This is a genomic window from Bacillota bacterium (genome assembly GCA_023511455.1).
In the GTDB taxonomy this organism is placed as follows: Bacteria; Armatimonadota; HRBIN16; order HRBIN16; family HRBIN16; genus HRBIN16.
The window spans coordinates 269,413-275,412 of sequence record JAIMBJ010000002.1 but is presented as its reverse complement, the minus strand read 5'-3'; the positions used below and the strand labels follow the sequence as shown (position 1 = coordinate 275,412).

The following is a 6,000-nucleotide window of genomic DNA, read 5'->3' as shown; positions in this document are numbered from 1 at the left end:
CATAGAACGTCCCAGCCCCTCGGCGGTGTGTGGAAAGAGTGTATCATGTTCTCTTTCCCACGTCTATACTAACAGAGTGCCAGCGAAGCATCTCAGAATATCGCGGTGAAACGATGATGGGGAGAGGAACAACACCTCTCCCCATCTGTTTTTACTGGCTACCCGGAGCCACCGTGCCGGGCGGTGCTCCTCCACCGGGAACAGGAGGGGCTGCCTGCACTTCACCTTCACGACCGTCGCCCTGTACCCCTCCGGTCATTCCGCGGTAGAGGAAGAACCCCACCACGAGCAGCACCACCACGATAATCGCGATAGCTACCGGTGTCGAGATGTTTTTATTCATAGCTTTTCCTCCCTGGTGCTTACGGAGGCGTGCAGATATCATCCGACATCAGCACCGGATAGTAACCCCACTCGTACGGTCGGTCTGGCTTGGGGTTGGGGTTGTTGGTTGCGCGGGCCCACTTCGCGTGTCCATCGGCGTACACGAAGTTCATCCCGCCCTGGTGGCGCGGATTGCCCTGATAAAACTCCCAGCCACCGCGTCCTTCCGTCCAGTAGTAGCGCGGCTGGCTGTCCAGCGGACCCACGAGGCAGTTGCGCCAGCTGAAGATGTAGTTGTTGTCGGCGATGATGCCGATGTTGGAAGGCGATTGAATCGCCGCGAGGGACGTGCCGCCGGTCAGCAGGAGTTCATTGATGCCGTACTCGACGAACGGCACAATGCGCTTCCTCTCAGGGTCGCCGCACACCCACAGCGCGTAGGCTGCCACGTAAGTGGTACCCGCGTAGCTGGGGGCAGTCGAAAATGCCGCCGTTCTTGACATACGGGTAGACGAGCGTCGCCCAGTGCTGTTTGGGATGGTTCGGGTCCACCGTGAAGTAGCCGGTGTCGGGACAGCCACCCGGCCACGGCTGCACGAAGAACCTCTCGTCGTAATCTTGGACGTACATACCCACTGCGAGCCCAATCTGCTTGGTGTTGGACAGACATGATGTCTTGCGTGCCTGCTCGCGTGCTTGCGAGAAGACAGGGAACAGGATCGCTGCCAGTATCGCGATAATCGCGATAACTACAAGCAGCTCAATCAGCGTAAAACCGCTGCGTCGCATGGTTGAAACGACCTCCTCGAACATAGATTGTTTTGTTTTATCGCTAACGTCCGCCGTAGCAGACGATTGCTACCTGATTTGTTCTTCGGGTGGCGCGCACGAGGCGCGGGTAACCAGCTCCATCGGTAATTTTTCATGCGCGACAGTCCGTCCGGACTGTCGCGTCGCGTTTTCCAGCAATACCTGCGCTGCCCGCCTGCCCATCTGGTACAGCGGCTGACGCAGGGTGGTCAGCGGCGGATTGAGATACTGCGCCGACACAGGGTCATCAGTGCCCAAAACGCTTATCTGACGTGGAATAGCAATGCCGAGTTGCTCGGCAATTGACATCACGCCCAGCGTGAGGAAATAGCCTGCACAGAAGATGGCAGTAGGGCGATCCGGCGTGAGCAACAGGTCCACCAGAGCGTTGCGCGCAGAGGGCGAGAGATGAGTATCATCATCGGGGCGGATAATCCACTGAGGCTTCGCCTCGATGCCCCACGCCCGCAGAGCGTCCAGATAACCTGCCAGACGGTCCCGGCAGTTGGTGCTGTCCTCCGAGCCGTTGACGTATGCGATACGCCGGTGTCCCAGATGCAGCAGATACTCTACGCCGCGCCGTGCGCCGTCACGATTGTCGCTGTCTATGGTTGGAAACGCTACCGGCTCTCTCCATGATGCTCCAGCCGCCACCAGAGAGATACCCTGCTGCCAGAGGGAGGTCAGCACATCCACGCTGGGAGCCGGAGGTGCCACTACATAGAAAGCGGTACCCGGGTAGCGCTCCGGCAAGTGTTGCCATTCCGACGCAGGGATGAAAGCTGCCATCAGGTTGATCTTCGCCTCAGCACACACATCGCATAAAGCACGGAAGAGGGGTCCGTGATAGGTATGCTCCATCACGTCGGCAGGTGCATTTACCACGAAGGCTATCTGTTTGACACGGGGGACAGAAGGAACGCACGCATAGATGCCAGCGCGTCGTTTATACTCCAGCCATCCTTCCTGACACAGGGCATCCAGCGCACGCGATATGGTGCCCACGCTCACTCCAAACCGCTCAGCCAGTTGCTGTTTTGTTGGCAGACGCCTGCCATACCGCCCCTGCTGGATTTCCTCCAGCACCTGCTGGCGTATCCACACGTGCTTGACTCTCACAGAGCACCCTCTTCAACCGAATGTTCATCAAAGCGTTATAGAACTGTTCTACATCAAGTATAGATGTCTCCTCCAAAAAAGTCAAGCTTTTTCGAAAGATTTTTTCAAAAGAATCATATGCATTGAACAAACAGTTATAGTGTTGTAATGCACTCTACCATAAACAGAAGGATTTTGACCGAAAGTTCGCCTCGCTGGAAAAGCGAGAGTGGTAGAAGGTCTGCTCGTTTTCCGGGCAGAGGCTCAAGAGCAGTGTTCATCTGCTCCGCGCAGCAGTTCCAAATCCTCTTCCGTCAGCCGCACCCTCTCCCAGAGGTCGGGACGGCGTTCGCGTGTGCGCAACAGCCTCTGCAGGCGACGCCACCGCGCGATGTTGGCATGGTGACCGGATAGCAACACACCGGGCACGCGGTAACCGCGATACTCTGCCGGGCGGGTATACTGCGGCGGCGCCAGCAGCCCATCCACGAAGCTGTCTTGCTGTAACGATTCGGGGTTGCCCAGCACACCGGGCACTAACCTTGCCACTGCATCGGCAATCACCAGCGCGGGCAGCTCGCCGCCTGTCAGCACATAGTCGCCAATGGAGACCTCATCGGTCGCCAGATGCTGGCACACTCGCTCGTCGATGCCCTCGTAGTGTCCACAGAGTAAAATCAGGTGCGGCACCTGCGCAAACTCCACCGCCATCGCCTGATGGAACAGTTTGCCCTGTGGGGTGGTGACCACAATGCGGGCAGGCACCCAACCTGCTTGCTCGCGCAGGTGCTCCACTGCTTCGAAGAAGGGTTCTGGCTTCATCACCATTCCTGCGCCTCCGCCGAAAGGGGCATCGTCGGTGGTATGGTGTTTGTCGTGGGTGAACTGTCGCAGGTCGACGGTGTTTATCTCCAGAACGCCTGCCTGCTGCCCGCGCGCCAGCATACTGCATCGCACGACCGGCTCGACCATCTCAGGAAAGATGGTGACGATATCGATGCGCATGGGCTTACTCTTCTTCGTCGGGCAGCAAGCCGGGGATGGGATGGATGGTCACCCGGCGTGCTACCAGGTCAATCTCGCGCACGAACTCGGAGACGGCAGGGATGAGTATCTCGCCCACACGGTAGATATCGTTGGCGGGGTTGAGGATGACCTCCTCAATCTGCCCCAGATACCTGCCGGTGTCGGTGAACACGTCCAGTCCGATAAGGTCATCGATATAGTAGGTATCTTCGGGCAGGGGCATGCGGTCGTCGATAGGAACCTGCAGGTATCCGCCGCGTAGGCGGTCGGCGGCTTCTACAGTGGTGATTTCCATGAAGCGCACCAGGTAACCGCCCTTGAAGGGGCGCGATTCTGCCACATGCAGGGTGATACGCGGCATATCGGGCAGGGAAAGCGAAAGACTTGCCCCCCTCGCAAACCGCTCCGGAAAGTCGGTCAGGGAGTACACACAAACCTCCCCCTGCAGTCCGTGCGGCTTGGAGATGTATCCGACGGTACGCCAGCTGTCTCGTTCTGCTCTTCTCATGACGAACACCTGCGCCTTTGCATGGGGCATTCCTGCCCCATGCAAAGTGTACCCGCCCTCGCCCGTTGCCGCACTAAGGTGAAACCGACCTGCCGGAGCCCAGACAATCAGGCATGGCTACCGTGATGCTACGCAATAATCTCCAGATAGATTTTGCGCTTGTTCTTCATGGCGGCAGCTTTGGCGATGGTGCGCAGGGCATTGGCGATTCGCCCCTGCTTGCCGATGACCTTGCCCACGTCGCTGGGGGCGACGTGAACCTCATAGGTGGTTGCCACCTCACCCGGAACCTCGTTGATGCGAACCTGGTCTGGCTCGTCCACGAGTTCCTTCACCAGATACTCTACCAGCTCTTTCACCTCAGCCACTCCTTTAGCCCTCTCTGTAAATAGAGTTTTGGTGAGTAAGTATTTTACGATTCGGCTGATGCGGTGGCGCTCCCTGCTGGTTGAGCTTTGCGCTGTTGTAAGGCGTCCAGCACACCGGCGCGACGCAGGATATCCTTTGCCGTGTCGGTAGGTTGCGCTCCGTGCTCCAGCCAGTACAGTGCCTTCTCCGCGTCCACCTGAACGGTGGCGGGATCGGTCAACGGATTGTAGTAACCGATGGTTTCAATGAACCGTCCATCCCGCGGTGCCGTACTGGGTGCAACCACGAGACGATAGAACGGGCGCTTCTTCGCCCCCATGCGCTTGAGTCGGATCCTGACCGCCAAACCACCTCCCTCCTTTCTGTGTGTTTTATCCGAAGAAAGGCAGGCGTATCTTGCGTTTGCCTTTGCCTCCTCCGGACTGTAAGGCGTTTAGCTCTCGGATCATGTGGCGCATCTCTTCGAACTGCGACAGCAGCTCGTTCACCTCGTGCACCGTAGTGCCGCTACCCCGCGCAATGCGCCGCTTTCGGCTGGCGTTGATGATGTGCGGGTTCGCGCGCTCCTCCTGTGTCATCGAAAGAATGATGGCTTCCACACGCTTTAATTCTTTCGGCTCTATCTGCACGTCCTTTAACTGCGCACCCAGACCGGGTATCATCTTCAGCAGCTGGTCCAGTGGTCCCATCTGCTGCATCTGGCGCATCTGCATCAGGAAATCGTTCAGGTCAAACTGGTTCTGGCGCAGCTTGCGCTGCAGCTCCTCCACCTGCTTCTGGTCAAAGGTCTGCTGTGCCTTCTCGATCAGCGTCAGCACGTCGCCCATGCCCAGGATGCGCCCCGCCATGCGGTCGGGGTGGAAAACGTCCAGCGCATCCGGCTTCTCGCCCACGCCGACGAACTTGATGGGCTTGCCCACGACGGCACGGATGGAGATTGCCGCGCCCCCGCGCGTGTCACCATCCAGCTTGGTGAGGATAAAGCCGTCGACCTCCAGGTGGCGGTGAAACTCCTCCGCTACCCGCACTGCATCCTGACCGGTCATGGCATCCAGAACGAGCAGCACCTCATTGGGCTGGGTGGCCTCCTTAACGCGGCGCACCTCGTCCATCATTTCGTTGTCAATGTGCAGGCGCCCCGCGGTGTCCAGAATCACCACGTCGTGCCCCTGTTGCACGGCATAGTGCAGGGCTTCGTGGGCAATACGCACCGCGTCCTTACTGTTATCTATCGCAAAAACCGGTATCTGCAGGTTCTGTCCCAGCACCTTCAGCTGCTGTACTGCTGCTGGACGATGCACGTCCGCCGCTACCAGCAACGGACGACGCCCTTGCTTGCGCAGCCACAGTCCCAGCTTCGCCGCGGTGGTGGTCTTGCCGGAACCCTGCAGACCGCACAGCAAGATGACGGTGGGAGGCCTGGGCGCAAATCGGACACCTTCTGCCCCATCGCCGAGCAGGCTGACCAGCTCTTCGTGCACGATTTTAATGACCTGCTGGGTGGCGGTGAGGCTTTCCAGCACCTCCTGCCCTATGGCGCGCTCGCGCACACGCGCGATAAAGTCCTTGACGACCTTAAAGTGTACATCCGCTTCCAGCAGGGCGATGCGCACTTCCCGCAGGGCTTCGTTCACATCCTGCTCGGTGACCTTGCCCTGATTGCTCAGCCGTCGAAAGACCGTCTGCAGTTTTTCCGTCAGGCTTTCAAACAAGTTTCCCGCCCACCGATTGTAAATCCGCTATAGTATACACCGACATGCAAAACTTGTCAAACAAGGAGAGTAGAGCATTCATGGGAATGCATAGCTGCAGCAAGGGAGCGGCTTCTGCACTCGTTCTCGCGTCCCGTCGCAAAAAGGTGTTTG

The 6,000-nt window shown here is 58.5% G+C and carries 9 protein-coding genes; all 9 read right to left on the bottom strand.

From position 1 onward, the window contains the following. Window positions 1–151: 151 nt before the first annotated feature. The gene (locus tag K6U75_02510; protein ID MCL6473917.1) at window positions 152–343 is read right to left on the bottom strand and encodes a hypothetical protein; all 192 of its coding nucleotides are present in this window, start codon (window positions 341–343) and stop codon (window positions 152–154) included. 19 nt (window positions 344–362) lie between these two features. Beyond that, window positions 363–722, bottom strand: a complete 360-nt coding sequence (locus tag K6U75_02505; GenBank protein ID MCL6473916.1) for a hypothetical protein — start codon at window positions 720–722, stop codon at window positions 363–365. A 13-nt stretch (window positions 723–735) separates the two neighbouring features. After that, entirely contained in the window at window positions 736–1,113 is a 378-nt protein-coding gene (locus K6U75_02500) for a DUF1559 domain-containing protein (GenBank protein MCL6473915.1), read from the bottom strand. A 69-nt stretch (window positions 1,114–1,182) separates the two neighbouring features. Next, entirely contained in the window at window positions 1,183–2,253 is a 1,071-nt protein-coding gene (locus K6U75_02495; protein ID MCL6473914.1) for a substrate-binding domain-containing protein, read from the bottom strand. Window positions 2,254–2,496: 243 nt separating this feature from the next. Then, the gene (gene trmD / locus K6U75_02490) at window positions 2,497–3,237 is read right to left on the bottom strand and encodes a tRNA (guanosine(37)-N1)-methyltransferase TrmD (GenBank protein MCL6473913.1); all 741 of its coding nucleotides are present in this window, start codon (window positions 3,235–3,237) and stop codon (window positions 2,497–2,499) included. A gap of 4 nt (window positions 3,238–3,241) precedes the next feature. Continuing rightward, window positions 3,242–3,766 (bottom strand): ribosome maturation factor RimM, encoded by a 525-nt coding sequence (gene rimM, locus K6U75_02485; protein ID MCL6473912.1) that lies wholly within the window; start codon window positions 3,764–3,766, stop codon window positions 3,242–3,244. A 128-nt stretch (window positions 3,767–3,894) separates the two neighbouring features. After that, complete coding sequence (locus K6U75_02480; protein ID MCL6473911.1) at window positions 3,895–4,125, bottom strand: KH domain-containing protein; 231 nt, start codon at window positions 4,123–4,125, stop codon at window positions 3,895–3,897. Window positions 4,126–4,178: 53 nt separating this feature from the next. Further along, window positions 4,179–4,481: a 30S ribosomal protein S16 gene (gene rpsP, locus K6U75_02475; GenBank protein MCL6473910.1), complete on the bottom strand. Its 303-nt coding sequence runs from the start codon at window positions 4,479–4,481 to the stop codon at window positions 4,179–4,181. Window positions 4,482–4,506: 25 nt separating this feature from the next. Then, entirely contained in the window at window positions 4,507–5,847 is a 1,341-nt protein-coding gene (gene ffh / locus K6U75_02470; protein ID MCL6473909.1) for a signal recognition particle protein, read from the bottom strand. Window positions 5,848–6,000: the final 153 nt, after the last annotated feature.